Consider the following 26,270-nt stretch of genomic DNA (forward strand, 5'->3'; position numbering starts at 1 on the left):
GACCGGCGGGGCTCAGGCCGTCGGGGCGACGTCCGGCGCGCGTTCGAGGTCGCCGGTCTCGTTCTGGCGCAGGGCACGGCGGCCGAAGGCGATCACGTACGTCAGGAAGGCCACCTCCGCGAGCACGCCGATGCCCACGCGCGCCCACGTCGGCAGCCCGGAGGGCGTGACGAACGCCTCGATCAGGCCCGACACGAACAGCACCACGACCAGCCCCAGCGCCACGCTCATCACCGCCCGGCCCTGCTCGGCCAGCGCCTCCACCCGCTTGCGCGGCCCCGGGTCGATGACCGTCCAGCCCAGGCGCATGCCGACCGCCGCCGCCAGGAACACGGCGGTCAGCTCCAGCAGCCCGTGCGGCATGATCAGGCCGAAGAAGATGTCCAGCTTGTCGCGGGAGGCCATGAGGCCGCCGGAGACGGCGACGTTCGCGGCGTTCACGTAGAGCACGTACGGGATCGGCAGGCCGAGCAGCACCGAGTAGATGATCGTCTGCGCCGCGACCCACGCGTTGTTCACCCACACCTGGCTGGCGAAGGAGGCGGCCGGGTGCTCGGAGTAGTAGTCGGCGAAGTCGTGGTCGACGAGCTGGGCGATCTCGTCCGGCGAGCCGATCGACGCCTGGACGTCGGGGTTGGCCGCCACCCACGCGCCCATCACCCACGCCACCGCCACGAACGCCAGCGTGCTCCCCAGCCACCACCACCGCGCCCGGTAGGCCACCACGGGGAACGACACCGTGAAGAACCTCACCAGCTCCCGCCAGGCGGGCGTGTGCGCCCCGGTCACCGCCGACCTGGCCCGGGCCACCAGCGCCGACAGCCGCCCGGTCAGCATCGCGTCCCTGGACGAGGAGCGCACGATGGAAAGATGGGTGGACACGCGTTGGTAGAGGTCGACCAGTTCGTCCACCTCGGCACCCGTCAGCGACGAGCGGCGCTTGACGAGGTGGTCGAGCCGGTCCCATACGGGGCGGTGTGCTGTGACGAACGCATCGATGTCCACCCGAACATTCTGGCCGCTCTAACACCAGCACATAGCCGTTAGGCTCCACATATGTCTGAGGTTGTGACCGGCGACGCGGTCGTCGTCGAAGTGCGGATCGCCCAGATGCCCTCGCGGGCGCTGGCGGTCGTCATCGACATGGTCGTGCAGTTCACGGTGCTGATCGCCGCCTATGCGATCTTAGGCGCATTCTCGGTCGTCTCGGACTCGGCCATGCTGGGGGCCGCGATGATCGTGTTCGTGGTGCTGGTCCTGGTCGGCTACCCCGTGATCTTCGAGTCGCTCAGCAGGGGACGCAGCCTCGGCAAGCTCGCACTCGGGCTCCGGGTGGTCAGCGACGACGGCAGCCCCGAGCGCTTCAGGCAGGCGCTGTTCCGCGGCCTGGCCGGGGTCGTGGAGTTCTGGATGCTCTCCGGGGCGCCCGCGCTGATCGCGTCGCTGGTCTCGCAGCGGGGCAAGCGGCTCGGCGACGTCTTCGCCGGCACCATCGTGATCTCCGAGCGGGCGCCGCGCGACTCCGGGCAGCTCATCGTGATGCCGCCGCCGCTGGCGGCCTGGGCGGCGACGCTGGAGCTCTCCCAGCTCCCCGACGAGGTGGCGCAGGCGGCCCGGCAGTACCTGTCGCGGTGGCACGACCTGTCGCCGCAGATCCAGCATGAGATGGGGGTGCGGATCGCGACCCAGGCGGCGTCCTTCGTCTCGCCGGCGGCGCCCGCGGGGGTGCCGCCGCACGCGTACCTGAGCGCCGTCCTGGCCGAGCGCCGCAGGAGGGAGCAGGCCCGCTTCGCGCAACGCGCCGCCAACGGCCGCCCGACCCAGACTCCCCAGGCCCCTTACGCCCAGCCGTTGCCGCACCAGCCCCCGCCCCCGGCGCCGTACCAGCAGCAGCAACCGCAGGGGCCTTACCAGCAGCAGCCCCAGGCGCCGTACCGGCCCCCCGCGCCGGAGCCGCCGAGGACGACTCCGGGCGGGTTCGCGCCACCTCAGTGAGCGGCCGGCCCAGTGAGCAGCCCGCTCAGTGAGCGGCCGGATCGGTCAGTCGTGCCACCCGTTGCGGTACGACTCCTGCGTCTGCACGTTCAACCGGTCGGTGCGGACGTGCCGGGCGCTGTTCGTCAGCCGGTCGGTGACCTTGACGACGTCGAGGCCCTCGTGGAAGTCGGCCGCGTAGATGTAGCCGTTGTAGTAGTACGCGGACCAGATGCCGCCGCCACCGCCGGCCGAGCGGGGACCGCGCTCGAAGTAGCCGATCTCCCTCGGGTTGGCCGAGTCGGTGAAGTCCCACACCGACAGTCCGCCCATGTACCAGGCCTGGACCATGATGTCCCGACCCTTGACCGGGATCAGCGAGCCGTTGTGCGCGACGCAGTTCTCGCTGTCGGCCTGGTAGCGCGCGATCTTGAAGTAGCTCTTGAACGTGAACTGCCCGTTCGAGATGTCGTAGATCGCGTCCGCGCCGCGGTTCGGCCCGGTGGCCTCGTTGCAGGTGGCCGCGCCGCCGCCACCGAGCTCGTCGGTGAAGACGACCTTCCTGGCGTCGTTGCTGAAGGTGGCCGAGTGCCAGAACGCGAAGTTCGGGTCCGTGGTCCTGGCCGTGACCTTCGGGTTCAGCCGGTCCGAGATGTCGAACAGCACGCCGTCACCCATGCACGCGCCCGCCGCGATGTCCTTCTCGGCGTAGGCGGTGATGTCGTGGCAGCCGCTGGTCGGCACGAGCAGGCCGGGCTGGGTCTCGTTGCCGCCGTCGGGGAAGACCACCGGGGTGGCCGCGACCGCCGCCGCCGTCGGGTTCCTGAGCGGCACCTTGATGATCGAGATCTTGTCGTGCGGTGGCTGGCAGTCGGGGAAGTTCGCCGCCGGCAGGTAGGACGAGACGTAGATGTAGACGTTCTTGTTCCGGTCGCGGCCCTTGCCCGGCACCATCGTCAGGGTGTGGGAACCGCAGTTGGTCTCGATCGACTTGATGTACTTCGGGTTGGCCTTGTCGGAGACGTCGAAGATCCGGACGCCTTCCCACGACTCCTTGACCGACGCGGACTGCGAGGTGCTGTTGCACGAGTCGTCGTTGCGCGAGGAGTCCACGGCGGTGAACAGCAGGTTGCCGTAGACGCTGACGTCCATCTGGGAGCCGGGGCAGACGACGGAGCTGACCGGCTTGGCCTTCTTGGGGTTGCTGATGTCGTAGATCGAGAAGCCGCCGTAGTTGCCGACGTAGGCGTAGTCGCCCTGGAAGGCGATGTCGGTGTTGATGGTGCCGGCGATGGGGGCGGGCTTGGGGATGTTCAGCACGTGGGTCACGTTCGGGCTGGTGACCACGGTGTCGGGCGGCGGGATGTCGGCGGCCAGGGCGGGCACGCCCGTCAGCGCTAACGCGACGGCGGCCGCGGCCATGACGAGGGCACGGCGCGGGTTGGACACTCCGTTACTCCTTATCGCATATGAACGGATAACTGAAAACGGCGAGGACCCGGTCGGGGCCCTCGCCGCCTGGTGATCAGTGGCCGTGTTCGGGGTACGACGTCTGGGTCTGCGCGTTGAGTGAGCGCATCTTGACGCCGTTCGCCCGGTTGGTACGCCAGTCGTTGATCTTCAGCACATCAAGGCCCAGGTTGAAGTCGGACCCGTAGATGTAGCCGTTGTAGTAGTAGGCGGACCAGAAGCCGCCGCTGAGCGCCGGCGCGGTGTTGTCGGGACCGCGCTCGAAGAACGCGATCTCCTGCGGGTGGGCCGAGTCGGTGAAGTCCACCACCGAGATGCCGCCCTGGTACCACGCCTGCACCATGATGTCGCGGCCCTTGACCGGGATCAGCGAGCCGTTGTGCGCCACGCAGTTCTCCGTGTCGGCCTGGTGGCGCGAGATCTTGAAGTAGCTCCTGAACTGGAGCTTCCCGCGCACGATGTCGTAGTACGCGTTGGCGCCCCGGTTCGGGCCGATGGCCTCGTTGCAGGTCGCCCTGGTCCCGCCGCCGAGCTCGTCGGTGAAGATGACCTTCGTGCCGGTGTTGTTGAACGTGGCCGAGTGCCAGAAGGCGAAGTTCGTCTCGTCGCGCACAGTCGCGGTGATCTTGGGCTGCTCGGGGTTGCGGATGTCGAGCAGGATGCCGTCACCCATGCAGGCGCCCGCGGCGATGCCCTTCTCCGGGTAGGCCGTGATGTCGTGGCAGCCGGTGGTGGCGGACTTCCCGTCCGGGTAGGGCAGCTGGACGCCGCCGTAGCCGCCGTCGGGGAAGAGGTTCGGCGTCGCGATGACCGTGGCGGCCGCCGGGTCGCGCAGCGGCACCTTGATGATCGAGATCAGGTCATGGGGCGGCTGGCAGTCGGGGAACGCGGCGCTCGGGCTGTAGGACGAGACGTAGATGTAGACGTTCTCGCGCCTGCGGTCGGGCACCAGCGTGTTGGTGTGGGAGCCGCAGTTGGTCTCGACCGACTTGATGTACTTCGGGTTGGCCTTGTCGGAGACGTCGAAGATCCGGATGCCCTCCCACGACTCCTTGACGGACGCGGGCTGCGAGGTGCTGTTGCACGAGTCGTCGTTGCGCGAGGAGTCGACGGAGCCGAAGAGCAGGTTGCCGTAGACGGACATGTCCATCTGGCCACCGGGGCAGACGACCGAGCTGACCAGCGATGTCCGCTTCGGGCGCTTGATGTCGTAGATCGAGAAGCCGTAGTAGTTACCGACGTAGGCGTAGTCGCCCTGGAAGGCCATGTCCGTGTGGATGTCGGACAGAGCCTGAGGCTTGGGCACGTTGGTGACGTGCTTGATGTTGGGGCTCATGACGATCTCGCCCGGAGCCGGGATGTCCGCGGCCTGCGCCGGTAAGACGGTGCCTGCCATGGCCACGACCGCCGCGACCAGGGTGAAGGCCCTGCGGAGGGTGAACACTCGGGATCCTCCTATAAAGGGGGCATAAATCTACGCCATCCTCGCCTTTCACCCCTCAGCTGGCCAGCAGGCAACTTGTCAATTTTTGTTCCGTTTCACCCTCTTTAAATTTGTCCACTTATGGCCTAGAGTGCGCATTCTCAACCGAGTCAGTCAGGGAGGTTGTGGGTGCGCGCCGCGCTCATTGTGGTCATGGGCATGGTCGTTGCCCTCTCCGGCTGCACCTCCTCCGGCCCGCCGCCGGCCCCACGGGCCGACTCGACCGCCCCCGTGATCGCTCCCGGCCGCCCAGGAGAGCAGGCCAGGACGCTGTCTCCGGGCGAGGCCGCCACCGCCGTCCCCTCGGCCACGGCCAACGCGGCCGACATCAAGTACGTCCAGGACATGATCATCCACCACCGGCAGGCCCTGGACATGTCGCTCCTCGCGCCCAACCGGGCCGAGTCGGCCCAGCTGAAGAGCCTGGCGAGCCGGATCAAGGACGCCCAGGGGCCGGAGATCCAGTTCATGACGACGTGGCTGCGGGAGCAGCAGCAGGCGGTGCCCGAGCATCACGCGGCACATGAGGGCATGCCGGGGATGGCCACGCCCGCCCAGCTGGAAGCCTTGAAGGCGGCCAAGGGCAAGGACTTCGACCGGATGTTCCTCGATCTCATGATCAACCACCATCTGGGGGCGATCAAGATGTCGGAGCAGGTGCTGACCAGCGGCTCCCACATCCGGGTAGAGGAGCTGGCCGGCGACGTCAGCGTGACCCAGGCGGCCGAGATCCGCCGCATGCAGCAGATGCAGTCCGCCCTGTAGCAACCGCTTCACCACTGCGACCGCTCCCCTGGTCGCGCCTAAAGCATAGTATACCTGCGGGTAATATGGGTTTACATAGGGGCACACCGACGAGGAGGATGTCGCGTCATGGCAGAGTCACCAGCTCCGTCCCCATCACCCACGTCGTCCCCATCACCCACATCGTCACCGTCTCCCACGGGGACCCCGACGCCAACCCCCACGACCCCGGACCCCACCCCGTCGACGCCGGGCCCCAGCCCTTCAACCCCGGCGCCCAGCCCTTCGACCCCGACGCCCAGCCCGAGTCCGACGTCCCCAAGCCCTTCACCCACGCCCACTCCCACACCCACCCCGACGCCCACCGAAACCGCCGGGGCGTCACCGACTCCCTCTGCCACCGCGTACCCCACCCCGTCGCCGACCTCGCCCGCGCCCGTTCCCGAACGACCGGGCATGCCGAACACCGATGTCCGCGGGAGCACCTTCACGAGGGCGGCCGGCGGGTTCACCGTCGAGCACGACGATCTGGCGAGGGACACCCGGCGGATCCTCGACGCCATCGCCGCACTGGGCGATTTCGCCGGCACGGACGAGACGGCGAACACGTTCAGGCAGGGCTATTCCGCCGCGCTGAAGAAGGCCGAGACCTACGTCAACGCCCTGCGCGACGTCTATCCCGAGGTCGCCGAGCGGCTGGCCGGCATGAAGACCGGCTTCGACGTCGCGCACTGGGCCAGCGTCGAATCCCTGCCGAAGGTGGCCGACCCTCCCGGGTACTCGAAGCCGGACAAAAAGTTCAAGCCCTGACATCGCCTGGAGACGGAGACCTGATGACGACCACGCCCGACGGCGGCACTCCTTTCCTCGACGAGGAGATGCAGCGCCTGCTCGCCCAGTTCCAGACCGACACCCGGGAGCTCGAAGAGTTACGGGACGGCCTCAACGACCTCCGCGGCCGAGGTGAGGCGGCCAACGGCCAGGTGACGGCCGAGGTGCTGCCGAGCGGCGCGCTCAGCGGCCTGCGCATCGACCCGCGGGCGATGCGGCTCGGCTCGGACGCGCTGGCGGAGGCGGTGCTCGCCGCCGCGAACGCCGCCGCCGCGGACCTGACCGCGCGGATGGCCGGGATGATGACGGACGGCCTGACCCCGTTCGCGGACGAGGTCAGACGGTTCAGCCAGGACTAGCGACCGTGGTCACCGGCACTCAGTACCCGCGCCAGCGCCTGAACTGGTCCTGGCCCGCGGCGACGCCCAGCTTGGCGAGCATCTGCTCCCAGGTGGGCAGCAGGCTGGCCGGATCGTCGATCACGTCGCCGGGCCGGTTGAGCGCGTTCCCCGTGGTGGTGAAGATGGAGGACCCGGTCAGGAACACGATGGCGTCCTGCGCCGCCTTGTTCTTCGGCAGCAGGTTCGCGACCCTTCCGAAGTTGGCGGGATCCACATGGTAGAAGACCATGCACGCCGCGAAGTTCTTCACCATGTACTCGCCGCGGTCGCCCCACGACCCCATGTCCTCACCTCTCGCCAGCTTGACCCCGTCGACGAGCACCTGGTCGAGGGCCGTGTAGGCGAGGGTGCCCCCGGTGGCGTAGATGAACCGCTTGCCCACCGCATGATTGAACATCCTGAGCAGCAGCCCCGCCTGCTTCCTGCGCATCGCCCAGTTGATCAGCGTCTGGACCTTCCTGTCGATGGCCGGCCAGCAGAAGAACATCAGCAGTTCGAGCCACTGGATCATGGCCATCGTCCGGAGCGTGTGCTGGACCTGCTCCAGCATGTCCGCATAGTCGTCGACCGCGTCGGCCAGCCCGCGGATGTACGCGGACACGTGCGGCGGATAGGGCGCGACCTCGTCGTTGAAGTACTTCCTGAACGCGTCGATGCCCGCGCCGGAGCTGGGCGGCCGCCACACCGCGCTCGCGACCTCCTCCACGTCGTCCAGGCTGACGTCCACCCGCTTGGCCAGCTGCCGCAGCAGCCCCGCGGCCTCGCGCGCCTTGGCCGGGTCGCCGTCGGGGTACGCGACGGCCAGCATCTGCAGGACCACGGCGCCGACACCGACCGCGGAGAACAGGAACCCTGCCTTCGGCAGGGACTTGGGGGACGGACTCACGTAGCAGAACCTTTCTCCACCACCGAACCTCCTGATCTCCGAGATCAGGATCATCCGACCATCCTGCCACTAAAGTGAACAAATGGCATACAAAGCCACAAATCTTCACTTCGCCGGCGTAGGGCGGCTCCCGGCTAGGAGCCGACCCGCCAGGAGTGCAGGTAGTCCTCCTGCTCCGGCGTGAGATCGTCGATGCCGATCCCGGCCGCGGCCAGCTTCAGCTTGGCGACCTCGTGGTCGATCTCCTCCGGGACGTCGTAGACGCCGGGGTCGAGGCGGGAGCGCTCGCCGACCAGCCAGGCCACGGCCAGGGCCTGCGCGGAGAACGACATGTCCATGACGGCCGCGGGATGGCCTTCGGCGGCGGTGAGGTTGACCAGCCGCCCCTCGGCGAGCAGCAGCAGCCGCCGGTTGTCGGGCATCACGTACTCGTCGGTGTTCGGCCGCACCCCGCGGTGCACCTCTGTGGCCAGCTCGTCCAGCGCCCGCACGTCGATCTCCACGTCGAAGTGCCCGGCGTTGGCCAGGATCGCGCCGTCCTTCATGACCGCCAGGTGCTCGGCCCTGATCACGTCGCGGTTGCCGGTCACGGTGACGAAGAGGTCGCCGAGCATCGCCGCCTGCGCCATGGGCCGGACCTCATACCCCTGAAGGGTCGCGTCGAGCGCCTTCACGGCGTCGATCTCGGTCACGATCACCCGCGCGCCGAACCCCTTTGCCCGCTCGGCCACGCCCCGCCCGCAGAACCCGAACCCGGCCACGACCACCGTCCGCCCGGCCAGCATGGTGTTGGTGGCGCGCATGATGCCGTCGAGCGTGGACTGCCCCGTGCCGTAGCGGTTGTCAAACATGCGCTTGGTCCGCGTGTCGTTCACGGCCACGACGGGGAACCTCAACGCGCCCTCGGCTGCCATCTGCCGCAGCCGGATGATCCCGGTGGTGGTCTCCTCGCACCCGCCCGTGACGTGTTCGAGCAGGTCGGTACGTTCGGTGTGGAGAATGTTGACCAGGTCGCACCCGTCGTCGAGCACGAGGTCGGGTTCGAGGTCGAGCGCCTGGTGGATGTGCCGGTAGTAGGTGGACCGGTCGACGCCGGCCCGCGCGTGCACGGCGATCCCGTAGGAACGCAGCGCCTCGGCCACGTCGTCCTGCGTGGACAGCGGATTGGATGCGGCGAGCGCGATCTCGGCCCCGCCCGCCTTCAGGGCCCCCATCAGGACGGCCGTCTCGGCGGTGACGTGCAGGCAGGCGGCGATCTTCAGCCCGTCCAGCGGCCGTTCGAGGCCGAACCGCTCTCCGATCGCGGTCAGCACCGGCATCGAACGAGCTGCCCAGGAGATCTGCCGCTCGCCACTTTCCCAGAGATCCATGCCAGCCCTTTGCGCGAAGAAGACGGCCAAGAATACGCGTCGTCACGGCGAGCGGCCCGTGAGCCTTCACGACCGGCCATGACGGACGGCCACTGGCGTCGGCGCGTGCGGCCCACCGTGCGCAGCCGTAAAGAATGAAGGGTTTGAGCGGCGCGCGGCCCACCGTGCGCAGCCGGGGTTGGTAGCGGAAAGCTCCGGGAGGTGGGAAACCCCCTCCCGGAGCTCGCGAGAATTCAGTACCGGTAGTGGTCGGGCTTGTACGGGCCCTCGACGTGGACGCCAATGTAGGCGGCCTGCTCCTTGGTGAGCTCGGTGAGCTTGACGCCCAGGGCGTCGAGGTGCAGGCGGGCGACCTTCTCGTCCAGGTGCTTGGGCAGCGTGTAGACGCCGATAGGGTATTCGGCCGTCTTCGCGAACAGCTCGATCTGCGCGATCACCTGGTTGGTGAACGAGTTGGACATGACGAAGCTCGGGTGGCCGGTGGCGCAGCCGAGGTTCATCAGGCGGCCCTCGGCCAGGACGATGATCGAGTGGCCGTCGGCGAAGACCCACTCGTCGACCTGCGGCTTGATGTTGTTCTTGACGATGCCGGGCAGCTTGGCCAGGCCGGCCATGTCGATCTCGTTGTCGAAGTGGCCGATGTTGGAGACGATCGCCTGGTGCTTCATCTTCGCCATGTGCGCGGCGGTGATGATGTTGAAGTTGCCGGTGGAGGTCACGAAGATGTCGGCGATGCCGACGACCTCGTCCAGCGTGGTCACCTGGAAGCCGTCCATGGCCGCCTGGAGCGCGCAGATCGGGTCGATCTCGGTGACGATGACGCGGGCGCCCTGGCCGCGCAGCGCGTCGGCGCAGCCCTTGCCGACGTCGCCGTAGCCGCACACCACGGCCACCTTGCCGCCGATGAGCACGTCGGTGGCGCGGTTGAGGCCGTCGATGACGGAGTGGCGGCAGCCGTACTTGTTGTCGAACTTGGACTTGGTGACCGAGTCGTTGACGTTGATGGCCGGGAAGAGGAGCTGGCCGTTCTTGTGCATCTCGTAGAGGCGGTGCACGCCGGTCGTGGTCTCCTCGGTGACGCCCTTGATGCTCTCGGCGATCGCGGTCCACCGCTTGTCGTCGCCGACCGTGCGGGTGAGCAGGTCGATGATGACGTGCCACTCCTCCGGGTCGTCGGCGGTGGCGGCCGGCACGGCGCCCGCCTTCTCGTACTCGGCGCCCTTGTGCACCAGCAGCGTGGCGTCACCGCCGTCGTCGAGGATCATGTTGGGGGTGTCGCCGCCGGGCCAGGTGAGGGCCTGCTCGGTGCACCACCAGTATTCCTCCAGCGTCTCGCCCTTCCAGGCGAACACCGGCACGCCCTTCGGGTCGTCCGTGGTGCCGTCGGGGCCGACGACCACCGCGGCGGCGGCGTGGTCCTGCGTGGAGAAGATGTTGCAGCTGACCCAGCGGACCTCGGCCCCGAGCGCGACGAGCGTCTCGATGAGGACGGCCGTCTGGATCGTCATGTGCAGGGAGCCCATGATCTTCGCGCCGCGAAGGGGCTGGGAGGCCGCGTACTCCTTGCGAATCGCCATGAGGCCGGGCATCTCGTGCTCGGCGAGCCGGATCTCCTTGCGGCCGAAGTCGGCAAGTGAAAGGTCTGCGACCTTGAAGTCCATCGGGTTTCCCCTCGCGTCACTGATGGTTGTCCCGACGAGTTTAGGTGGCCTTTCGGCGGGTCCGCATCACGGGGCGGCCAAAACTGACGTAAGAATGTAAGAATGCGCATCACGGAGGCCGCGAAGCGGCTCGGCATGTCCCCTCGGATGCTCCGATACCGGGAGGCGCTCGGCCTGCTGCCACCCGTGCGGGAGCAGGGTGCGCACCGGCGGTTCGGGCCCGACGAGCTGGCGGCGGTGGCTCAGGGGGTGGAGCTGGAGAAGCAGTTCGACGTCTCGCCCGCGGAGCTGGCGTTCGCGTTGCGGGTGCTCAGCGAGCCCACGGTGGCGGCGGCCGTCCGTGACCTCGGGGTACGGATCGGGCGGATCCAGGTGCCGCGACGGGCCCTCGACTTCGAGAAGGAGAAGGCGCTGCGCCTCCTCCGCCCCTCGGGCCGCTGACTCAGGCGGCGGGCGTGACGAGTTGCTGGGCCAGCCAGGGGAGGGCCTGCGGGAGCTCGCGGTTCCAGGTGTTGAAGTTGTGCCCGCCGCTGGGCAGGATCAGCGAGGACGCCCGCATCGGCGGCTTCACCGCGCTCAGGAACCCCATGGTCGCGAGATAGTCGCTCTCCCCCTTCCTGCTGCTGGTGACGAGCACGTTCACGGGGGGCGCGGGCAGGTTGGCCAGCCGCCACATGAGGTCGTTGCGCTGTTCGAGCAACTTGTCCTTGTGGAACAGGTCTCCGGTGGTGCCGTCGAGGATCGTCTTGAAGTAGCCCGACTGCGAGACCGCCGCGGAGAACTGTTCAGGATGGCTCATGACGATCTTGAGTGCGCAGTAGCCGCCGGTCGAGCCGCCCAGGATGCCCCACGAGTCCCGGCCCTCCGCCACCCGGTAGTGAGTGGTCATGTCATGTTTGACGTCGTTCGCGAAGTACGCCTGGACCTGCGGCCCGTTCGGCACGTCCACGCACTCGGTGTCGCGCGGCAGCACCACGCTGGGCCGCATCATGACCAGGATCGTGGGCTTGACCTGGTGCTGGGCGATGGCCTTCGCCATCCGGCCGGGCAGGTCGAGCCGGGTCATGAGATTGCGCGGGTCACCCGGGTAGCCGGTGAGCGCGATGATCGCCGGGAAGCGCTCCGTGGTGTGCTTCAGGTACGCCGTGGGCAGGAACACGTACGCCTCCTCGCTCAGATGCGTGGACGGCCCCGGCATGATCACCTGTTCGATCCGCCCGCCCGGCACCGAGCGGCTGCTCAGCACCTGCAGTCCCGAGGCGGCGACCGTGATCGGCGCCGTCGCCGTGTCGGTGCCCAGCAGGTCGCTCCAGGAACTGTAGAAGGCGAAGTACTGGTTGACCGCCAGGCCCAGCGCGGCCAGCGTGAACGCCTGGCAGACGCCCAGCGCGCCCACCCGGCCCAGCACGGCGCCCCAGCGGGCCGCGCTCAGCCGCGGCCACCACCACACCGTCGCCACCAACGCGGCCACTGCCAGCACCGAAACGGTCACCAGCAGCCCGATTGAGTTCAGTCCCATGAGGTACGGGATACAGGGAGGGCCGTAAGCAGGGAGTTAACATGGAGATTACCCGGTGGGGTCTTCAATCTCGGAGTGTGAAGCGCTCCTGGATTCCGGCCGTCGCCGCGTACGCGTCGCTGGTGATCGGCCTGCTGGACATCAGCAAGGTTGTGTTCCCCCACTTCGAGCACAGCCGGATGGGCGAATGGACGGACATCCTGCCCGGCATCGTCACGACCGTCGCCAGAGCGTCCTCCCTCGTCGTCGGCATCATGCTGATCATGCTCGCGCACGCGCTGCGCCGCGGGAAGGTGCGGGCCTGGCGCGCGGTCGTGGTGCTGCTCCCGGTGAGCGCCACCATGAGCTTCGTGCATCTGCACCCGGCCTCGGCCGTCATCAGCCTGGCCCTGCTGGCCCTGCTCGTGTGGGGCAGGCGCGAGTTCTCCGCGCTGCCCGACCCGCGCTCGCGCTGGCGCGCGCTGGGCAACCTGCTCGTGCTCGGCGCCATCGACGTGGGTCTCGGCTACCTGATCGTCAGCGCCCGCCCCCATGTGCTCGTGGGCCGTCCGAGCGGGCTCGACCGGCTCGAACACGTGCTCCTCGGCCTGGCCGGGATCGAGGGCCCGGTCACGTTCACCGTCGAGCGGGTCTCGGACCTGGTCTACTTCTCCCTGCTCGCGCTCGGCACGCTCACCGCCGTCTCGACGCTCTACCTGGCGCTGCGCCCCGAGCGACCGGCCGCCGAGCTCACCCAGGACGACGAGCGGCGCCTGCGCGCCCTGCTCGCCCAGCACGGCGAACGCGACTCGCTCGGCTACTTCGCGCTGCGGCGCGACAAGAGCGTGCTGTTCTCCCCCTCGGGGAAGGCGGCCATCGCCTACCGCGTCGTGTCCGGGGTCATGCTGGCCAGCGGCGACCCGATCGGCGACCGCGAGGCGTGGCCGGCGGCGATCAAGGTGTTCATGAACGAGGCCAGGCGCCACGCCTGGGTGCCCGCCGTCATCGGCTGCGGCGAGACCGGCGGCGAGGTCTGGACGCGCGAGGCCAAGATGTCCGCGCTGGAGATCGGCGACGAGGCCATCGTCGAGGTCGCCGACTTCACGCTGGAGGGCCGCGCCATGCGCAACGTCCGCCAGATGGTCAACAGGACCGAGCGGAACGGCTACACGTGCCACGTGCGCCGCACCGCGAGCCTGACCGTCCAGGATCGCGAACGCATCCAGCAGGCGGCCGACTCCTGGCGCGGCACCGAGACCGAGCGCGGCTACTCGATGGCGCTCGGCCGCTTCGGCGACCCGGCGGACTCCGAGTGCCTGGTGGCCACCGCGCACAAGGACGGCGAGCTCAAGGCCGTGCTGCACTTCGTGCCGTGGGGACCGCACGGCGTCTCGCTCGACCTGATGCGGCGCGACCGCGACGCTGATCCGGGGCTCAACGAGTTCCTGATCGTCAAGACCCTCCAGGCCGCGCCCTCCCTGGGCGTCACGCAGGTCTCACTGAACTTCGCCATGTTCCGCGCGGCCCTCGCCCGCGGGGAGCGCCTCGGGGCCGGCCCGGTGCTGCGGGCGTGGCGGACGTTGCTGATCTTCCTGTCGCACTGGTTCCAGATCGAGTCGCTGTACCGGTTCAACGCCAAGTTCCGGCCGATCTGGGAGCCGCGCTTCGTGGTCTATCCGAACGCCCGCGACCTGCCCCGCATCGGTGTCTCGGCGTTGCAGGCGGAGGCGTTCATCACCCTGGGCGGTCTCCGCCGGCCGCGCCTGCGCCTGCCCCGCCTGCGCCCGGCCCAGCTCACGTCGTGAGCCGGGCCCGGCCGGCGTCGGGGGTCAGCTCGTCGAGGGGGAGGCGCTGCGGAGGCGGTCCAGGTCGGGCTCCAGGTAGATCACGCGGGCGATCGGCACGGCCTCGCGGATGCGGCGCTCGGCGTCGTCGATGCCCTGCGCGACCTCGGCCGCCGTGTCGTTGTACGCCACCGCGATCTTGGCCGCGACCAGCAGCTCCTCGGGGCCCAGGTGCAGCGTGCGCATGTGGATGACCCTGGCGACCTCGGACGAGCCCTCCAGCGCGGCCCGGATCTGGGCCTCCATCTCGGGGGTGGCGCCCTCGCCGACCAGCAGCGACTTGGTCTCCATGGCCAGCACCACCGCGATCACGGCCAGCAGCACGCCGATCATCAGGGTGCCGACGCCGTCCCAGACGCCGTTGCCGGTGACGACCGCCATCGTCACGCCGAACAGCGCGAAGATCAGGCCGAGCAGCGCGCCCAGGTCCTCCAGCAGGATGACCGGCAGCTCGGGCGACTTGGACCGGCGGACGAACGCGACCCACGACTGCTTGCCGCGTACGGCGTTCGACTCCTGGATGGCCGTGCGGAACGAGAAGCTCTCGGCGATGATCGCGAAGATCAGCACCGCGAACGCCCAGATCGGCGCCTGCACCTGCTCCGGGTCCGAGAGCTTGTGAACGCCCTCGTAAATCGAGAACACCGCGCCGATCGTGAACAGCACGACCGCCACCACGAAGGCGTAGAAGTAACGTTCGCGGCCGTAGCCGAAAGGATGCTCCTTCGTGCTGGCCCTGGCCGCCCGCTTGCCGCCCACCAGCAGCAACACCTGGTTGCCCGAGTCGGCGACCGAGTGAATGCCCTCCGCCAGCATCGAGGACGACCCGGTGAAGAAGGCGGCCACGAATTTGGACACGGCGATTGCCAGGTTCGCCGCCAAGGCCGCAATGATCGCTTTGGTACCGCCGCTCGCGCTCACCGGTCTTCTCCACTCATAAAGATCACGTACAAAGGCCTGAAAAAGGATCCTATTGCGAAATTCTGGCCTTCAGCTCAGTGATCGCCGACACTGGGGTCGGATCGATGGCATATCCGAGCGCCAGATACGTGCTCGCGTAGTCGCCGAGCGCGATCAGCGTGGCCATCCGCTCCAGCGGATGCTCGCCCTCCGCCGACAGCTCCGTCACCGGGACGTCGCGCTCTCGCGCCAGCCGTACGGACGTCTCGCGCCGGCGCGTCACCTGCGGATGCTCCTCGACGTCGCGCAGCACGACGAGCCGGAGCGTGCGCCCGGCGGTGTCGGCGAAGATGTCGCGCTCGGCCAGCGGCCCGTCGAAGACCTCGACCTGGTTGTGGCCCACCTCGGGCAGCTCGCCGTGGACGGCGGGGTATTTCGCGTTCGTGTTGAGCTGGCAGGCCAGCCGGTACGCCGCCACCGACGCGACCGGCGACGACCCCCAGATCATCGGCACGCTCTCGGCCAGATCCATGGCGAGCGACTTGCCGGGGTTGATGAACGACTCGCTGGACGGCCGGCACCGGTGGGCCATGTCCTCCAGCGTCTTGGCCACCCGTTCGAACAGGTCGGCGTCGGCCTGGACGAGCCGCAGCGCGGCGGCGGCCACGATGACCGGGGTGGCCAGCAGCCAGAGGCTCGCCCTGGACTGCCCGTTGACCGGCACCGGCACGTAGATCGCCGAAGCCTGGGTGGCGATGGCCGCCAGCGGGGAGCCGGGGGCGCCCACGCCGAGCAGGGTGCTGCCGCGCCGCACGGCCTGGGTGGCGACGGACAGCGTCTCGTCGGCGTCGCCTGAGCCGGACACGGCCACGACCAGGTCGGTGGCGCCCACCCAGCCGGGGAGCTGATAGGAGCGCAGCGACACGATCGGCAGCGGCGCGCCGTTGCCGACGACCGCCGCCAGGATGTCGCCGACGATGCCCGAGGCGCCCATGCCCGCGACCACGATGGCGCGCGGGCGCCCGTGGTCGGCCAGGCGGTCGACGCGGGTCTCGACCGCGGTGCGATAGCCGGTGCGTACGTGCGCCGCCGAGGAGGCGACCGCCGGCAGCATCCCGCCGGGATCGGCCTCCCTGAGGTGACGCTGGTCGTCGAGCCGCTCCGGCTCCCAGGTCACGGCTTCCTGGCCTCGTCGACGAGCAGGACGGGGATGTCATCCCGTACCGGGTAGATCAGGCCGCAGCCCGTGCAGACCAGCTCCTCGGCCTCGTTCTCGGCGCGCAGGGGAGCCTTGCACGCCGGGCAGGCCAGGATCTCCAGCAGCCAGTCGTCGATCTTCACTCTGACACCCTTCCCACGATGGCGAGGACCTCGTCCTTGATCGCCTTCATTGTGCTCTCGTCGGCCGCCTCGGCGTTCAGCCTGAGCAGCGGCTCGGTGTTGGACGCCCGCAGGTTGAACCACCAGCCCGGCCCGGTCACGGTCAGCCCGTCGAGCTCGTCGAACTCCCCCCGTGCCGCGAACGCCTCCCGCACCCGTCGCAACGCCTCGCCCTGGTCCGCCACGGCGCTGTTGACCTCGCCCGAGGCGTGGTAGCGCGAGTAGACCCCCACCACCTCCGACAGCGCACGCTCCTGCTCGCCCAGCGCGGCCAGCACGTGCATCGCCGCCAGCATCCCGGAGTCGGCGAACCAGAAGTCGCGGAAATAGTAGTGGGCCGAGTGCTCGCCGCCGAAGACGGCTCCCGTGCGGGCCATCTCGGCCTTGATGAAGGAGTGCCCGACCCGCGTGCGCACGGGCACACCGCCCTGCTCGCGCACGATCTCGGGAACGGCCAGGGACGTGATCAGGTTGTGGATGATCGTCGACCCGGGGTGCTTGGCCAGCTCGCGCGTCGCGACCAGCGCCGTGACGGCCGACGGCGAGACCGAGCGCCCCTGCTCGTCGATCACCCAGCACCGGTCGGCGTCGCCGTCGAAGGCCAGCCCGATGTCCGCCCCGCTCTCGACCACGGCCCGCTGGAGATCGACGAGGTTCTGCGGCTCGATCGGGTTGGCCTCGTGGTTGGGGAAGTTTCCGTCCAGCTCGAAGTAGAGCGGGGTCAGCTCGATCGGCAGCCCCTCGAACACGGCGGGAACGGTGTGCCCGCCCATGCCGTTACCGGCGTCCACGACGACCTTGAGCGGCCTGATGCGCGACAGGTCGACGAGCGTGCGCAGGTGGTCGGCGTACCCCTGCAGCAGGTCCTTCTCGATCACCGACCCGCCGGGCGCCGCCGTGAAGCCCATCAGCTCCGCGGCCCTGTCGCGGATGTCGACGAGCCCCGTGTCGCCGCCGATCGGGACCGCGCCGGCCCGGCACATCTTCATGCCGTTGTAGCGGGCGGGGTTGTGGCTGGCGGTGAACATCACCCCGGGCAGCCCCAGGCTCCCGCTGGCGTAGTAGAGCAGATCGGTGGAGCCCAGCCCCGCGTGCACCACGTCGGCGCCGCGCGAACAGGCGCCCCTGACGAACGCGTCGGCCAGCGGAACCGAAGACTCACGCATGTCGTGCGCGACCACGATCGACTCGGCCCCTGTCACTTCGACGAAGGCCGCTCCCACGGCCTCGGCGGCCGGCTCGTCGAGCTCGTCGGGCACCACTCCGCGAACGTCGTACGCTTTGAAGATCTTGGCGAGGTCGCCCACTCTCCAGCTCCGCCCTTGGGTCGCTTCTCCGGCGTAATCGAGCCTACCGGTCGCGGTGCTGCTGAGCCGACCTCAGAACGCGCAGGTGCCCCCTGCGACCGACCTCCACGCCCTGGCCCACCGGCTCGCCGCTGCCGGGCGGCGTGGGTCGGGCGGCCTCCCTGACCGCGTTGGCCAGCGCTTCGAGGTCGTCGGAACTCGGGGAGGCGCCGTCCGTCGGCAGCCGTACCACCTCCCAGCCTCGGGGAGCGGTAAGCCGCTCGGCGTGTTCGGCGCACAGGTCGTAACAGTGTGGCTCCGCGTACGTTGCCAGGGGGCCCAGAACAGCGGTCGAGTCGGCGTATACGTACGTGAGCGTGAAGACGGCAGGCTGACTGCAGGCGGTGCGGGAACAGCGGCGGACGGGGCTCACGGAGGGACCGTATCTGGTAAGTGTGCGAGGCGCCACTATCTGAGCGCTCTTAACGAGCGTGTCGCCACAATTCGGACACCTGTCGCAGCCTTTCCACCCACATGCCCCGAAGGCACCGGCCCTGCGGACCTTGGGGGATCACGCAGAGGTGGTGAGCGGTGACGCCGACTCAGAGCCTAAGGGGATCAACGCGCGGTGGGGAGCGGCAACGCCGGTCCTGAGCGCCCTCGGATCACCCGAACCGCCCCGTGACTCCGGACGCCCCTCGGGCCATCACCCAGAGGCGTGGAGAGGTGACTCCATTCCTCAGAATCGGCAGGCCCTCCCCGTACACTTGCTTGCGTGACACAGAAGCGCGGTCCCAGACGGCGCGATCGCCACGGTCGCGGCATGCGCGGCCCGCTCGCTCCCTCCCACGTCCCCATGGCCAAGTCCCGGAGCGAGCGTTTCGACGACCTCGTGCTGGACGCGGTCGACCGCCTCCGCCCCCGCTGGGAACGCCAGCTGTCGGCGGTGGAGTTCGCGGTGGAGGAGGTCCCGCCGCTGAGCGACCTGGGCGACGGGCCGAGCCTGGGCACCGACCCGATCCCCTTCGGCCGCGCCGACGCCGCGACCGGCCAGAGCCCGGCGTCGATCGTGGTCTACCGCCGCCCGCTGGAAGCCCGGGCCAGAGACCGCGACACCCTGGGCGCCATGGTCCACGACACGGTGGTCGAGCAGGTGGCCACCCTCCTGGGCCTCTCCCCCGAAACCGTCGACCCCGGCTACGACGACCGCCGCTGACCCGGCCCCTCGCGCTCCCCGGCCACTTCCACCATGGATGATCGTCGGCCAGGACCACTCCCGCCTGGTGTTGGCGTCCGGTCCCGGCCTGCCGGTGCTGGACGAGCCCGCGGCGGCGATGGGCCTGACGGGGCTCGTCCGCCGTGCGTCACTCCGTGATGGTCGCGTGCGCGCCCAGGAACGGCCGCACTTCGAGCCACTCGTGGATCGGCTTCCCACCCGCGCCCGGAGCCGCGGACAACTCGCCGGCCAGTTCGAGCGCCCGCTCGTAGGTCTCGACGTCGATCACCATCCAGCCGGCGATCAGGTCCTTGGTCTCCACGAACGGGCCGTCGGTGACCGGCGGGCGCCCCTCACCGTCGTAGCGGACGAACGTGCCCTCCGGGGAGAGCGCCTGGCTGTCGACGAACTCTCCGGTGCCCTCAAGCCGAGCGGCGAAATCACGCATGTACTGCACGTGGTCCGAAACCTCCTCCGGCGTCCACTGGTCCATCGGCACGTCGTTGACCGCCGCCGGCGCGCCCCGGTAGTGCTTGAGCAGCAGGTATTTGGCCATCTTGTTCTCCTAGATGCGGTGCGGCCCGTGGTGGCCGTGTTCACTCCGGGGACGAAGCCACGCGCGGGTTCTCGACATCCCGCCGCGACATTTTCTGGCGGATTTCAGAGACTTCACGCCTGCCGAGGCGCGATCCACCCAACCTGACGCGGGGCTCACGCGCGCTGACGCTCGATCCGCTGCTGGAGGAGTTCCTCGACCGCGCTCGGCAGGGTCGTCTCGAAGTCGATCAGCTTCGCCCACGTCGGGGTCACGACGATCCGGACCATGCCGTCGTGATAGAGCGAACGCACCTCCGCCTCCCACCCGACCCGTTGCTCGGGCGTCATCTCGTAGGTGCTGGTCTGCTGGAGATACTCGTCCGGGATGCCGTCGACGTAGTCCAGCTCGGCCCGGCCGCGGATGAGCAAGATCTTGGGCGGGTGCACCTCGGTGTCGATCGTCAGGGCGACCGCCGGGTTCTCGCGCAGGCCCGGGAGCTTCGGAGAGTTCTTCGCCGTGCACATGACGATCTCCGAGCCGTTCCAGGCAAAGATGATCGGGACATTGCGGGGTGTGCCGTCCTTGGCGACGTAGGCCAGGCGGGTCACGTCACGGGCCAGCAGTTCCTGGCTGATCGGTCGGTTCAGAACCTCGATGACCTCGTTCGATTCCACGGTTTCGCTCCCATTGTCGTTTTCCTGGTCCGCCCAGCGGACCCATCGGGGGTCCGGGCTCGTTGACGAGCGGCGGGTCTGCCGCGCGTGCCCGGATGACGCTCTGTGGACGCCTTTCGGCGGCCTTCAGCTGAGCTGCTCGGACAGTGCGACGACGGCGTCCTCGATGGCATCGACCGCGAACATGATGCGACGAATGCCCGGCGCGTTCACCGGTGCGCTTTCCGGTCCGGCGCTGACCGCCGTCGGCGTGTGGAACCTCATCGGCTCAAGCCGGCTGTGTCATGGCGATGCCGACCCGGACCCCGTCGAGCCCGACGACCCTGGCCGCCCGAGGTTCCTCGACCAGCCCCTCGCCTCCCCGGTTCGACCAAGTGCGCGGTGACGGCCTCAAGGTCTTCGACGACGATGCCGACGTTGCCCATCCTTTCGATCACGGTGGTTCTCCTTCTCCGTCGCGCGGCCCATCGTGGCCGCTGGTATCCCTGGGACGGAGCCGGGGCGACATTCTCGACACCCGGAATTCGTCTGGATCGTCCGTCTCCGTAGGTCACGGGGAAATCCGTGTTTGCCGGACGCGCAAGGGCCGGGGAGCGCGAGGGGCTGGAAGCCCTCACCGCCGAAGCCGGTGGAGCGCGGCAGGGAGATCAGGTTGCCGCGGCCGAACGCCTGGGCGAGCAGGTCGGCCGAGCCGTCCCTGCTGCTGTTGTCGACGCCGGCCACGCGGTCCGCTGGTTCACCAGGGCGCGCAGCGTCTCCCCCAGCCGGCGCGCGCCGTCGTGAGCGACGACGATCGCGGTGACGTAGGGACGTGACATGGGCGGATGCTCCTGAGGGGGGTTGAGCAGGCGCGCCCACCATACCTGTGAAAGGGGGACAGGAGATGCGAAAAGGGTCACGCGATCGACCGCGTGACCCTTCCGCCCATATACCTAAACGGCCTGGCGCTTGATCCGTCTGCGCTCCCGCTCGGACAGCCCACCCCAGATGCCGAACCGCTCATCGTGCTCGAGTGCGTATTCAAGACACTCGGCACGGACCTCGCACGATCGGCAGACCTTCTTGGCCTCTCTGGTGGAGCCGCCCTTCTCCGGGAAGAACGCCTCCGGATCCGTCTGCGCGCACAACGCGCGCTCCTGCCAGCCGAGTTCTTCAGCGTCAAGCTGATCCTGTGCGATGACCGGATCGGTCACTGCACACCTCCCTGCCGCCCGCCCGCAATGGAGCCCCCCATGGACGCCTTCCTTATTACCCACCCATCGGAAGGCGTAACAACATGGTTGTAATTACACGCGTGTGCTGTAGCTGACGTCAAGCGGCATGCAGCTATCCGGGGAAAGACCAGAGCTCGCCCCGGTGTGCTTGGCATGTGATGTTCACGCCCGGCCGACACCCTTTTGCACGCGGCGTCAGAAGGCTCGTTCAACCTGTCAGCGGTCCGAACCGTACCAGGGCGGGATAGACACCCGCCCAGGGCCCACCTTCTCTCTAGTCGTTCATTACCGGTCCGTTACCTGCGGGGCTCGTTGGGGGTGTATATGGCCGTCGGGTCGATGGGGTCGTCTCCCGGGCGGGCGCCGTAGCCGCTGCCGAAGGGAGCGGAGTCGAGCCTCATCGTCGCGTCGCCGACGGCCTCCGCCTGCTGGTGCGGCCAAGGCTGCTGCTGCTGTTGCGGCGCCTGGTGGGTCGGCCGGTACTGGCCCTGCTGAGGCTCGTATCCGCCCGGCTGCGGCTGCTGGGGCGCCTGGGGCTGCTGCGGGTGGCCGAACGGGTCGTCGTACGACCGGGACGGCTGGGACGGCTGGCCGGAGTAGTCGGGCACGCGCAGCTCGGGCTGGGTGCCGACGGTGGAGTGCTGAGCCGTGGAGTGCTGGGGCGCCGAGTGCTGGGCCGTGGAGTACGTCTCCGCCTGCTGGTAGGCGTCCATGAGCTGCTGGGACCGCGGGTCCACGGGCGGGTCCGGCTCCTGGTACGCGGCCGGGGTGGCGTACTCGCGGCCCGAGTAACCCGTGAACGGCTGGCCGCCCTGCTGGTCGAAGGCGCTCTGGCCGAAGTACGACTGCTGCTGCTGTTCGGGGGCCGGCGGATAGGGGACGCTCGGGGCGGTGTCGCCCGCCGGCGTCGGGAACGCCTGGTCGGCGAACGCGTTGGGCGCGGCCTCCTGGGGCGCGTACGGGTTCGGGCGGTCCGCGGGCGGGGCGTACGGACTGTGCTGCTGGTCCGCGGGCGGCGCGTACGGGCTGGGCTGGTCGGTCCCGGGCGGCGCGTAGGGGTTGGGGCTGGGCTGGCCGTAGAGGCTCGGCTGGCTGTCGGCGGGGACGTACGGGGCCGGCTGGTACTCGACGGCCGGCGGGGTGGAGTACTCCTGGCCCGAGGGGGCCGTGTCTGCGGGGGCGTAGGCCGACGGGGCGAAGCCCTGCGGGGAGTGGGCCTGGTCCGGCCGGCCCTGCTCCGGCGAGCCGAAGCTCTGGGGGGCGTAAGCCTGATCGGGCTGACCCTGGTCTCCCAAGCCGAAGCTCTGGGGAGCATAGGCCTGGTCCGGCCGGCCCTGGTCTCCCGAACCGAAGCTCTGCGGGGCATAAGCCTGGTCAGGCTGACTCTGCTCCGGCAGACCGAAGCTCTGCGGGGCGTAGGGCTGCTCCTGCTGGCCCTGGTCCCCTGACCCGAAGCTCTGGGGGACGTAAGCCTGGTCAGGCTGACCCTGGTCCGCCGAACCGAAGCTCTGCGGGGCATAAGCCTGGTCGGGCTGACCCTGGTCCGGCGAGCCGAAGCCCGGCGGGGTGTAGGGCTGGTCGGGCTGGCTCCGGTCCGAGGGGGCTGCGGGCAGGGCGCCTCTGATCACGGGCTGCTGGTATGTCTCGGGCTGCTGCTGCGCGGCGGCCTGGTAGTCCGGTTGCGCGGCCTGGGGCTCGGGCTGGCCGCCGAAGCTCGGGGGCTGCTGGCCGTACTGGCCCGAAGGGGGTTGCTGGCCGTACTGCCCGGAAGGAGGCTGCTGGCCGTAGCCGGGCTGCTGGCCGGACGGCGGCTGCTGGGCGTAGCCCGGTTGCGTGCCGGGCTGCGGGTCGTACGCGCCCGAGGGCGGCTGCTGGCCGTAAGGGGACTGGCCGAAGCCGGGAGCCTGCTCCTGCTGACCGAAACCGGAGCCCGCCTGCGACTGGTCAGGCTGGCCGAACTGCTGCGGCTGCTCGGGTTGCCCGAACTGCTGAGCCTGCTCAGGCTGGCCGAACTGCTGGGGCTGCTGCCAGGGCGCCTGCTGGCCGAACTGGGGCTGGTAGACCTGCGCGACGGGCCGCTCCGGCAGGATCTGCGGGAGCAGGTACACCAGCGCGACGGCGGTCAAGGCGATGGCGGGCACGCCGAGGAGCACCAGCCGTACCGTCGGCCAGCCCCCGAGCCCGGCGAGCAGGCCGAGGAGCAGCGACAGCATGCCGAACACCGTGGCCAGCACCAGCCCGACCGCCGACCCGTACATGATCGGCTTGGCCTTGGGCGACGGTTCGCCGACCTTGGTGACCAGCAGCACGGCTCCGAGCAGCAGCGCCGTCACGACGGGGTTCGTCAGGTCCAGGACGTTCGCCGCCGCGCGCCTGGTCAGGGACAGCGCGGGCGAGCCGACCAGGACGTCGCCGATCGTCAGCAGCACGGTCAGCAAGCCGAGGACGAGCATGATCCATGCGCCCGGCTCCTTCAGCCGGGCGACGTCAAATTTGCTCACAAGTACCCCCATCGGACCCTTTGGCCCGAAGGGAGTTTGCCACATGACCGACTCGGGTGGCGGGAGTCCCAGGAACCTCCTACGTCCCGATTCGGCCACTACCTGGCACTTCTCTCATAACAAGTGGGGTAAAACCACTCCCGAGATGGGGTTGTCAGGGCCCGGTGGAAGACTGGCGGCATGCACATCGTGTCACTCGCGGGCGGCATCGGCGGCGCCCGTTTCCTGCGCGGCCTGCGCACGGCCGCGCCAGACGCAACCATCACCGTCATCGGCAACACGGGTGACGACATCACCCTGTTCGGCCTGCGGGTCTGCCCCGACCTCGACACCGTGATGTACACCCTGGGCAACGGCATCGACGAGGAGCAGGGCTGGGGGCGCGCCAAGGAGTCCCACGTCGTCAAGGAGGAGCTGGCCGCGTACGGCGTGGAGCCGCAGTGGTTCGGGCTCGGCGACCGCGACTTCGCCACCCACATCGTGCGCTCGCAGATGCTGGAGGCCGGCTACCCGCTGTCCCAGATCACGCAGGCGCTGTGCGCGCGGTGGCAGCCCGGCGTGCGGCTGCTGCCGATGACCGACGACCGCTGCGAGACCCACGTGGTGATCGAGGACGAGAACGGCAAGCGCGCCATCCACTTCCAGGAGTGGTGGGTGCGCCTGCGCGCCTCGGTCCCGGCGCAGTCGTTCGCGCTGGTGGGGGCCGACACGGCCAAGCCCGCGCCGGGCGTGCTCGACGCGATCGAGCAGGCCGACGTGGTGATCCTGCCGCCGTCCAACCCGGTCGTCAGCATCGGCACGATCCTGCAGATCCCCGGCATCCGCGACGCCCTGCTGGCCAAGACGGTGGTCGGGGTCTCGCCCATCATCGGCGGCGCGCCCGTCAGGGGCATGGCCGACGCGTGCCTGACCGCCATCGGGGTGGAGACGACCGCGCAGGCCGTGCTGGAGCTGTACGGCCCGGAGCTGATCGACGGGTGGCTGGTGGCGGAGGAGGACGAAGGGGTCGTGCTCGACGGCGTGCGCGTGATCGCCCGGCCGATCCTCATGCACGACGCCGACGCCGCCGCCGGCATCGCCCGCACCGCGCTCGACCTGGCCCAGGAGCTCGCCCGATGACCGCCGCTCCGCCGCGCTTCGAGGTGATCGCCGTCGAGGGCATCGGCGAGGTGCGGTCCGGGGACGACGTCGCGGCGCTGCTCAAGCACGCGGACCTGCGCGACGGCGACATCGTGGTCGTCACGTCCAAGATCGTGAGCAAGGCCGAGGGCCGCGTCCGCCGGGCGCCCGACCGCTCCCAGGCCATCCAGGACGAGACCGAGCGCGTGGTGGCCAGGCGGGGCGACACCGTGATCTCCCAGACCCGCCACGGCTTCGTCATGGCCGCCGCCGGGGTCGACGCCTCCAACACCGAGCCGGGCACCGTGCTCCTGCTCCCCGAAGACTCCGACGCCTCGGCCAGGCGCATCAGGAAGGGCCTGGCCGTGCGCGCGGGCGTGATCGTCTCCGACACGTTCGGCCGGCCGTGGCGCCACGGGCTCACCGACGTGGCCATCGGCGTGGCGGGCGTGCGTCCGCTCGACGACTTCCGCGGCGCCTCCGACGGCTACGGCAACGAGCTCAGCGCCACCGTCACCGCGCTGGCCGACGAGATCGCGGGCGCGGCCGAGCTGGTCAAGGGCAAGCTCGCCGGAGTCCCGGTGGCGATCGTGCGCGGGCTGTCCCACCTGGTCACCGAGGACGACGGGCCCGGGGTCAGGCCGCTGGTGCGGGGGGCCGACGACGACCTGTTCCGCTACGGGTCGCGGGACGTCGTGTTCGCCCGCCGTACCATCAGGGAGTTCTCGGACCGGCCGGTCGACCCGGAGAAGGTCCGCAGGGCGGTGGCGGCGGGCATCGCCGCGCCCGCGCCGCACCACACGACTCCGTGGCGGTTCGTGCTGGTCGAGTCGGCGCAGACGCGCACCAAGCTGCTCGACGCCATGCGCGACGCGTGGATCGAGGATCTGCGCGGCGACGGGTTCACCGAGCAGTCGATCGCCAAGCGGATCAAGCGGGGCGACGTGCTGCGCAACGCGCCCTATCTGATCGTGCCGTGCCTGGTGATGGAGGGCTCCCACACGTACCGGGACGATCGGCGCAACGCGTCGGAGCGGGAGATGTTCGTCGTGGCGACCGGCGCGGGGGTGGAGAACCTCCTCATCCAGCTCGCCGTCGAGGGGCTGGGCTCGGCGTGGGTGTCGTCCACGATGTTCTGCCGCCCGGTCGTCCGCGAGGTGCTCGACCTGCCCGGATCCTGGGACCCGATGGGCTGCGTGGCCGTCGGGCACGCGGCCGCCCCGCCGCGTGACCGCGCGCCCCGCGACCCGGACGACTTCATCGTCACTCGCTGACCGCCT

Annotated in this window: 27 protein-coding genes; 9 read left to right on the forward strand and 18 right to left on the reverse strand. The window is 69.5% G+C overall.

Translation table 11 applies throughout. The features are described from left to right. Nucleotides 1-12 precede the first annotated feature (12 nt). Entirely contained in the window at nucleotides 13-1,005 is a 993-nt protein-coding gene (locus ACIBQ1_RS53415) for a stage II sporulation protein M (protein WP_397290261.1), read from the reverse strand. Nucleotides 1,006-1,056: 51 nt separating this feature from the next. Between ACIBQ1_RS53415 and ACIBQ1_RS53420 the strand changes: the two genes are divergently transcribed. Continuing rightward, entirely contained in the window at nucleotides 1,057-1,995 is a 939-nt protein-coding gene (locus ACIBQ1_RS53420) for an RDD family protein (protein ID WP_397290263.1), read from the forward strand. Between the two features lie 45 nt (nucleotides 1,996-2,040). On the opposite strand, the gene ACIBQ1_RS53425 is transcribed toward ACIBQ1_RS53420, so the two are convergent. Both ACIBQ1_RS53425 and ACIBQ1_RS53430 read right to left on the reverse strand, forming a co-directional pair. After that, nucleotides 2,041-3,423 carry an LVIVD repeat-containing protein gene (locus ACIBQ1_RS53425; protein WP_397290265.1) on the reverse strand — a complete coding sequence of 461 codons (1,383 nt, stop codon included), beginning with the start codon at nucleotides 3,421-3,423 and terminating at the stop codon, nucleotides 2,041-2,043. A 76-nt stretch (nucleotides 3,424-3,499) separates the two neighbouring features. Further along, a complete protein-coding gene (locus ACIBQ1_RS53430; protein WP_397290267.1) occupies nucleotides 3,500-4,888 on the reverse strand; it encodes an LVIVD repeat-containing protein in 1,389 nt (462 codons plus the stop codon). A 168-nt stretch (nucleotides 4,889-5,056) separates the two neighbouring features. Between ACIBQ1_RS53430 and ACIBQ1_RS53435 the strand changes: the two genes are divergently transcribed. The 3 genes from ACIBQ1_RS53435 to ACIBQ1_RS53445 all read left to right on the forward strand — a co-directional run bounded on the left by ACIBQ1_RS53435 (nucleotide 5,057) and on the right by ACIBQ1_RS53445 (nucleotide 6,861). After that, entirely contained in the window at nucleotides 5,057-5,692 is a 636-nt protein-coding gene (locus ACIBQ1_RS53435; protein ID WP_397290269.1) for a DUF305 domain-containing protein, read from the forward strand. 435 nt (nucleotides 5,693-6,127) lie between these two features. After that, nucleotides 6,128-6,481, forward strand: a complete 354-nt coding sequence (locus ACIBQ1_RS53440) for a hypothetical protein (RefSeq protein ID WP_397290271.1) — start codon at nucleotides 6,128-6,130, stop codon at nucleotides 6,479-6,481. Nucleotides 6,482-6,504: 23 nt separating this feature from the next. Next, nucleotides 6,505-6,861 carry a YbaB/EbfC family nucleoid-associated protein gene (locus ACIBQ1_RS53445; protein WP_397290273.1) on the forward strand — a complete coding sequence of 119 codons (357 nt, stop codon included), beginning with the start codon at nucleotides 6,505-6,507 and terminating at the stop codon, nucleotides 6,859-6,861. A gap of 19 nt (nucleotides 6,862-6,880) precedes the next feature. On the opposite strand, the gene ACIBQ1_RS53450 is transcribed toward ACIBQ1_RS53445, so the two are convergent. The 3 genes from ACIBQ1_RS53450 to ahcY form a co-directional block, all read right to left on the reverse strand. Further along, a complete protein-coding gene (locus tag ACIBQ1_RS53450) occupies nucleotides 6,881-7,843 on the reverse strand; it encodes a hypothetical protein (RefSeq protein WP_397290275.1) in 963 nt (320 codons plus the stop codon). An 80-nt stretch (nucleotides 7,844-7,923) separates the two neighbouring features. Continuing rightward, complete coding sequence (locus ACIBQ1_RS53455; protein ID WP_397290277.1) at nucleotides 7,924-9,159, reverse strand: adenosylhomocysteinase; 1,236 nt, start codon at nucleotides 9,157-9,159, stop codon at nucleotides 7,924-7,926. A 233-nt stretch (nucleotides 9,160-9,392) separates the two neighbouring features. Next, nucleotides 9,393-10,820: an adenosylhomocysteinase gene (gene ahcY, locus ACIBQ1_RS53460; protein WP_397290279.1), complete on the reverse strand. Its 1,428-nt coding sequence runs from the start codon at nucleotides 10,818-10,820 to the stop codon at nucleotides 9,393-9,395. Between the two features lie 102 nt (nucleotides 10,821-10,922). On the opposite strand from ahcY, the gene ACIBQ1_RS53465 reads away from it, so the two are divergent. Next, entirely contained in the window at nucleotides 10,923-11,261 is a 339-nt protein-coding gene (locus ACIBQ1_RS53465; RefSeq protein ID WP_185070981.1) for a MerR family DNA-binding transcriptional regulator, read from the forward strand. Between the two features lies 1 nt (nucleotide 11,262). On the opposite strand, the gene ACIBQ1_RS53470 is transcribed toward ACIBQ1_RS53465, so the two are convergent. Next, the gene (locus ACIBQ1_RS53470; RefSeq protein ID WP_397290281.1) at nucleotides 11,263-12,339 is read right to left on the reverse strand and encodes an alpha/beta hydrolase; all 1,077 of its coding nucleotides are present in this window, start codon (nucleotides 12,337-12,339) and stop codon (nucleotides 11,263-11,265) included. 77 nt (nucleotides 12,340-12,416) lie between these two features. On the opposite strand from ACIBQ1_RS53470, the gene ACIBQ1_RS53475 reads away from it, so the two are divergent. Then, complete coding sequence (locus ACIBQ1_RS53475; RefSeq protein WP_397290283.1) at nucleotides 12,417-14,123, forward strand: phosphatidylglycerol lysyltransferase domain-containing protein; 1,707 nt, start codon at nucleotides 12,417-12,419, stop codon at nucleotides 14,121-14,123. Between the two features lie 24 nt (nucleotides 14,124-14,147). On the opposite strand, the gene ACIBQ1_RS53480 is transcribed toward ACIBQ1_RS53475, so the two are convergent. The 5 genes from ACIBQ1_RS53480 to ACIBQ1_RS53500 are packed head-to-tail and all read right to left on the reverse strand — an operon-like array spanning nucleotide 14,148 to nucleotide 18,161. Next, complete coding sequence (locus tag ACIBQ1_RS53480) at nucleotides 14,148-15,083, reverse strand: cation diffusion facilitator family transporter (RefSeq protein WP_397290285.1); 936 nt, start codon at nucleotides 15,081-15,083, stop codon at nucleotides 14,148-14,150. Between the two features lie 49 nt (nucleotides 15,084-15,132). Then, nucleotides 15,133-16,239 (reverse strand): SIS domain-containing protein, encoded by a 1,107-nt coding sequence (locus ACIBQ1_RS53485; protein WP_397290287.1) that lies wholly within the window; start codon nucleotides 16,237-16,239, stop codon nucleotides 15,133-15,135. Then, nucleotides 16,236-16,403 carry a Trm112 family protein gene (locus ACIBQ1_RS53490; RefSeq protein ID WP_080042874.1) on the reverse strand — a complete coding sequence of 56 codons (168 nt, stop codon included), beginning with the start codon at nucleotides 16,401-16,403 and terminating at the stop codon, nucleotides 16,236-16,238. Before ACIBQ1_RS53490 ends, ACIBQ1_RS53485 begins: the two co-directional genes overlap by 4 nt. After that, nucleotides 16,400-17,749 (reverse strand): phosphomannomutase/phosphoglucomutase, encoded by a 1,350-nt coding sequence (locus ACIBQ1_RS53495; RefSeq protein ID WP_397290288.1) that lies wholly within the window; start codon nucleotides 17,747-17,749, stop codon nucleotides 16,400-16,402. The genes ACIBQ1_RS53490 and ACIBQ1_RS53495 overlap by 4 nt, the downstream gene beginning before the upstream one ends. 43 nt (nucleotides 17,750-17,792) lie before the next feature. Then, on the reverse strand, nucleotides 17,793-18,161 hold the full coding sequence (locus ACIBQ1_RS53500) for a DUF3499 domain-containing protein (protein ID WP_397290290.1): 369 nt from the start codon (nucleotides 18,159-18,161) through the stop codon (nucleotides 17,793-17,795). A gap of 390 nt (nucleotides 18,162-18,551) precedes the next feature. Here ACIBQ1_RS53500 and ACIBQ1_RS53505 point away from each other — a divergent pair, with 390 nt between their 5' ends. After that, nucleotides 18,552-18,944 (forward strand): metallopeptidase family protein, encoded by a 393-nt coding sequence (locus ACIBQ1_RS53505; protein WP_397290292.1) that lies wholly within the window; start codon nucleotides 18,552-18,554, stop codon nucleotides 18,942-18,944. A 148-nt stretch (nucleotides 18,945-19,092) separates the two neighbouring features. On the opposite strand, the gene ACIBQ1_RS53510 is transcribed toward ACIBQ1_RS53505, so the two are convergent. The 6 genes from ACIBQ1_RS53510 to ACIBQ1_RS53535 all read right to left on the reverse strand — a co-directional run bounded on the left by ACIBQ1_RS53510 (nucleotide 19,093) and on the right by ACIBQ1_RS53535 (nucleotide 23,871). Next, nucleotides 19,093-19,500, reverse strand: coding sequence for a YciI family protein (locus tag ACIBQ1_RS53510; protein ID WP_397290294.1), 408 nt, complete (start codon nucleotides 19,498-19,500; stop codon nucleotides 19,093-19,095). Nucleotides 19,501-19,655: 155 nt separating this feature from the next. Continuing rightward, on the reverse strand, nucleotides 19,656-20,156 hold the full coding sequence (locus ACIBQ1_RS53515) for a pyridoxamine 5'-phosphate oxidase family protein (protein ID WP_397290296.1): 501 nt from the start codon (nucleotides 20,154-20,156) through the stop codon (nucleotides 19,656-19,658). A gap of 126 nt (nucleotides 20,157-20,282) precedes the next feature. Next, entirely contained in the window at nucleotides 20,283-20,420 is a 138-nt protein-coding gene (locus ACIBQ1_RS53520) for a hypothetical protein (protein WP_397290297.1), read from the reverse strand. A 383-nt stretch (nucleotides 20,421-20,803) separates the two neighbouring features. Next, on the reverse strand, nucleotides 20,804-20,974 hold the full coding sequence (locus ACIBQ1_RS53525; RefSeq protein ID WP_397290299.1) for a hypothetical protein: 171 nt from the start codon (nucleotides 20,972-20,974) through the stop codon (nucleotides 20,804-20,806). 114 nt (nucleotides 20,975-21,088) lie between these two features. Beyond that, complete coding sequence (locus ACIBQ1_RS53530) at nucleotides 21,089-21,349, reverse strand: WhiB family transcriptional regulator (RefSeq protein ID WP_020546325.1); 261 nt, start codon at nucleotides 21,347-21,349, stop codon at nucleotides 21,089-21,091. Between the two features lie 317 nt (nucleotides 21,350-21,666). After that, entirely contained in the window at nucleotides 21,667-23,871 is a 2,205-nt protein-coding gene (locus ACIBQ1_RS53535) for a hypothetical protein (protein WP_397290301.1), read from the reverse strand. Nucleotides 23,872-24,051: 180 nt separating this feature from the next. Here ACIBQ1_RS53535 and cofD point away from each other — a divergent pair, with 180 nt between their 5' ends. Further along, nucleotides 24,052-24,990, forward strand: a complete 939-nt coding sequence (gene cofD / locus ACIBQ1_RS53540; RefSeq protein ID WP_397290303.1) for a 2-phospho-L-lactate transferase — start codon at nucleotides 24,052-24,054, stop codon at nucleotides 24,988-24,990. Beyond that, nucleotides 24,987-26,264, forward strand: coding sequence for a coenzyme F420-0:L-glutamate ligase (locus ACIBQ1_RS53545; RefSeq protein ID WP_397290305.1), 1,278 nt, complete (start codon nucleotides 24,987-24,989; stop codon nucleotides 26,262-26,264). Before cofD ends, ACIBQ1_RS53545 begins: the two co-directional genes overlap by 4 nt. Nucleotides 26,265-26,270: the final 6 nt, after the last annotated feature.

Source organism: Nonomuraea sp. NPDC050153 (assembly GCF_044460125.1).
Taxonomy (GTDB): Bacteria; Actinomycetota; Actinomycetes; order Streptosporangiales; family Streptosporangiaceae; genus Nonomuraea.

Bases quoted from the DNA above. Each gene is read 5' to 3' on its own strand.
- ACIBQ1_RS53420 (WP_397290263.1), top strand. From the start codon at position 1,057: ATGTCTGAGGTTGTGACCGGCGACGCGGTCGTCGTCGAAGTGCGGATC.
- ACIBQ1_RS53440 (WP_397290271.1), top strand. From the start codon at position 6,128: ATGCCGAACACCGATGTCCGCGGGAGCACCTTCACGAGGGCGGCCGGC.
- ACIBQ1_RS53445 (WP_397290273.1), top strand. From the start codon at position 6,505: ATGACGACCACGCCCGACGGCGGCACTCCTTTCCTCGACGAGGAGATG.
- ACIBQ1_RS53450 (WP_397290275.1), bottom strand. From the start codon at position 7,843: ATGATCCTGATCTCGGAGATCAGGAGGTTCGGTGGTGGAGAAAGGTTC.
- ACIBQ1_RS53455 (WP_397290277.1), bottom strand. From the start codon at position 9,159: ATGGATCTCTGGGAAAGTGGCGAGCGGCAGATCTCCTGGGCAGCTCGT.
- ahcY (WP_397290279.1), bottom strand. From the start codon at position 10,820: ATGGACTTCAAGGTCGCAGACCTTTCACTTGCCGACTTCGGCCGCAAG.
- ACIBQ1_RS53465 (WP_185070981.1), top strand. From the start codon at position 10,923: ATGCGCATCACGGAGGCCGCGAAGCGGCTCGGCATGTCCCCTCGGATG.
- ACIBQ1_RS53470 (WP_397290281.1), bottom strand. From the start codon at position 12,339: ATGGGACTGAACTCAATCGGGCTGCTGGTGACCGTTTCGGTGCTGGCA.
- ACIBQ1_RS53505 (WP_397290292.1), top strand. From the start codon at position 18,552: ATGCGCGGCCCGCTCGCTCCCTCCCACGTCCCCATGGCCAAGTCCCGG.
- ACIBQ1_RS53510 (WP_397290294.1), bottom strand. From the start codon at position 19,500: ATGGCCAAATACCTGCTGCTCAAGCACTACCGGGGCGCGCCGGCGGCG.
- ACIBQ1_RS53520 (WP_397290297.1), bottom strand. From the start codon at position 20,420: ATGAGGTTCCACACGCCGACGGCGGTCAGCGCCGGACCGGAAAGCGCA.
- ACIBQ1_RS53525 (WP_397290299.1), bottom strand. From the start codon at position 20,974: ATGTCACGTCCCTACGTCACCGCGATCGTCGTCGCTCACGACGGCGCG.
- cofD (WP_397290303.1), top strand. From the start codon at position 24,052: ATGCACATCGTGTCACTCGCGGGCGGCATCGGCGGCGCCCGTTTCCTG.
- ACIBQ1_RS53545 (WP_397290305.1), top strand. From the start codon at position 24,987: ATGACCGCCGCTCCGCCGCGCTTCGAGGTGATCGCCGTCGAGGGCATC.